At 41.3% G+C, this 2733-nt stretch carries 3 protein-coding genes and 1 pseudogene; all 4 read left to right on the top strand.

Features of this window, described 5'->3' with window-relative positions; all coding sequences use genetic code 11:
• The first annotated feature begins 143 nt into the window (after nucleotides 1-143).
• Nucleotides 144-854 (top strand): ATP-binding protein, encoded by a 711-nt coding sequence (locus ACKI39_RS04525; RefSeq protein ID WP_407398082.1) that lies wholly within the window; start codon nucleotides 144-146, stop codon nucleotides 852-854.
• Between the two features lie 13 nt (nucleotides 855-867).
• Nucleotides 868-2463, top strand: coding sequence for a hydroxylamine reductase (hcp, locus tag ACKI39_RS04520; protein ID WP_407398080.1), 1596 nt, complete (start codon nucleotides 868-870; stop codon nucleotides 2461-2463).
• 4 nt (nucleotides 2464-2467) lie between these two features.
• Nucleotides 2468-2539, top strand: coding sequence for a DNA polymerase beta superfamily protein (locus ACKI39_RS04515; protein WP_407398084.1), 72 nt, complete (start codon nucleotides 2468-2470; stop codon nucleotides 2537-2539).
• Between the two features lie 8 nt (nucleotides 2540-2547).
• Nucleotides 2548-2733, top strand: a pseudogene (locus ACKI39_RS04510) (hypothetical protein); the annotation flags it as partial.

Genomic DNA, 2733 nt, shown 5'->3' with positions numbered 1-2733 from the left:
AGTCTTTTTTTCCTGGCCAAATTCGACTAAAACATCAGCTATATTATTCTGCATAAATATCCTCATTTTGTTGTTTTAACAACATTTTTATTTTACAGCAACTGATAAATTAAATACATACAGAAGAGCAACGGAGGTCTTTTATGATTAGAAAAATTATTAATATTGATGAAGAAAAATGTACTGGTTGCGGACTTTGTGCAAATGCCTGTCACGAAAATGCAATTGTCATGGTAGATGGAAAAGCAAAGCTTGTAAAAGATGATTTTTGTGATGGATTTGGAGACTGTCTTCCTTCTTGTCCAAGCGGAGCAATTACAATTACTGAACGTGAAGCAGCTGCTTATGATGAAAAGGCTGTAGAAATGAGAAAACATATTCTTGCTCAACAGGAAAAAATTCAAAATCACGGTGATGGTTGTCCGGGAAGCAGACTTAGAATGATGGAGCAGAGAGAAGATTCAGCTTTTGTAAGTAGCATGACTCCTGTATCTCAGCTTAGAACCTGGCCTGTTCAGATTAAACTGGCTCCGCTTAATGCTCCTTACTTTAACGGTGCAAAGCTATTGATTGCAGCAGACTGCACAGCATATGCCTATGCAAATTTTCATCAGGAATTCATTAAGGGTAAGGTAACACTTGTGGGATGTCCTAAGCTGGACAGTGTGGATTACAGTGAAAAACTTACGGAAATTTTAGTAAACAACGATATTCAGAGCGTTACGATTGTTCGTATGGAAGTTCCTTGTTGCGGCGGATTGGAAATGGCAGCAAAAAAAGCCTTGCAGAACAGCGGAAAATGTATTCCATGGCAGGTAGTGACTATATCAATTGATGGAAAGATTCTGGACTAAAGGAGGAATGAAAATGGAAAATAAAATGTTTTGTTTTCAGTGTGAACAGACTGCAGGATGTGCAGCCTGCGTAGGAAACGCGGGAGTCTGCGGGAAAAAGGCAGATACAGCTCTTCTTCAGGATGAACTGACTGGTGCATTGATTGGTCTTGCAAGGTCAACCGAAGGTACTACAGTTCCTGAAGAAAGTACGTATAAGGCAATCATTGAAGGGCTTTTTACCACTATTACCAACGTAAGTTTTGATAATGCTGCCATTATGAACATGATTCAGAAGGTTCGTTCAGAAAAACAGAAGCTGGTTCCAGCTTGCAGTACCTGCGCTTCTCCATGCGGAAGAAATGATGAATATGACATGAAACTGCTGTGGAATGCGGACGAGGACATTCGTTCCCTGAAGTCTCTTATTCTGTTTGGCATCCGCGGAATGGCTGCATACGCTTATCATGCAGACGTCCTTGGATATTCTGATGATGAGGTAAACAGATTCTTCTGTGAAGCACTGTTTAAAATCGGTTATGAAGAAACAGTTGAAAATCTTCTTCCGACAGTACTTAAAGTTGGAGAAATGAACCTTAAGTGCATGGCTTTACTGGATAAGGCTAATACGGAAACCTATGGTACTCCTGTGCCTGTAACGGTTCCTCTGTCAGTGGAAAAAGGTCCTTTTATTGTAGTTACGGGACACGATTTGAAAGACTTGCAGCTTCTTTTGGAACAGACTGAGGAAAAAGGAATAAACATATATACTCATGGTGAAATGCTTCCTGCCCATGCTTACCCGGAACTGAAGAAATATCCTCACTTAAAGGGAAATTTTGGTACCGCATGGCAGAATCAGCAGAAGGAATTTGATAATCTTCCTGCACCTGTATTGTTTACCACAAACTGTCTTATGCCGCCAAAAGAAAGCTATGCAGACAGAGTGTTCACTACCGAAGTTGTTGCATTTCCAGGGGCAGTTCATATTGATGAAAAAAAGGACTTTTCTCCTGTGATTGAAAAAGCTCTTGAACTTGGCGGATATGCTGAGGACAAGATGTTTATCGGCATTAATGGCGGCACAGAAGTGACAACAGGTTTTGGTCATGAAGCAATTCTGTCACATGCAGAAACCGTGGTAGAAGCCGTAAAGACTGGTGCCATAAGGCATTTTTTTCTGGTTGCCGGTTGTGACGGTGCAAAGCCTGGAAGAAACTATTACACGGAATTTGTAAAGCAGACTCCAAAAGACAGTATTGTGTTGACCCTGGCCTGCGGAAAGTACCGTTTCAACGATCTTAATCTGGGTGAAATCGGTGGTTTGCCAAGGCTTATGGATATGGGGCAGTGCAACGATGCTTATGGCGCAATTCAAGTTGCTGTGGCACTGGCAGGTGCCTTTGGATGTGGGGTAAATGAACTGCCGTTGTCTTTTGTTCTTTCCTGGTATGAGCAGAAAGCAGTATGTATTCTGCTGACACTCCTGCATCTTGGAATCAAAAACATACGGCTTGGACCATCTCTCCCAGCCTTCATTTCACCCAACATTCTGAATTATCTGGTGGAAAAGTATGGCATTGCTCCAATTACTACTCCAGAAAATGATATTAAGAATCTGATGGCTTGAAATAATGTTTTATAAGCTTCGCATTTTATATGCATGCGAAAATGGAAGCAGGGCCTGGGGGTTTGCCAGGCCCTGACAGTGACTATGATGTTAGTTTTGTTTTGTTCGTCCACTGGTTCATTTTTGATAACAGAAAAACTTACACAGATTATCGCGAATAATAATATTAAAAGTGTTACAATTGTCCGAATGGAAGTTCCATGTTGCGGAGGATTGCAATACGCAGCCGAAGAAGCCCTTAAAGCAAGCGGAAAATTTCTGCCATGGAGA

The sequence above is a fragment of the Treponema sp. genome (genome assembly GCF_045641405.1).
Classification (GTDB): domain Bacteria; phylum Spirochaetota; class Spirochaetia; order Treponematales; family Treponemataceae; genus Treponema_D.
Note: the sequence above shows the minus strand (reverse complement) of the source record. Positions and strands in the feature narration are given on the sequence as shown.

Excerpts from the sequence above, each read along its gene's own strand:
- ACKI39_RS04525 (WP_407398082.1), top strand. The coding sequence starts at position 144 with ATGATTAGAAAAATTATTAATATTGATGAAGAAAAATGTACTGGTTGC.
- hcp (WP_407398080.1), top strand. The coding sequence starts at position 868 with ATGGAAAATAAAATGTTTTGTTTTCAGTGTGAACAGACTGCAGGATGT.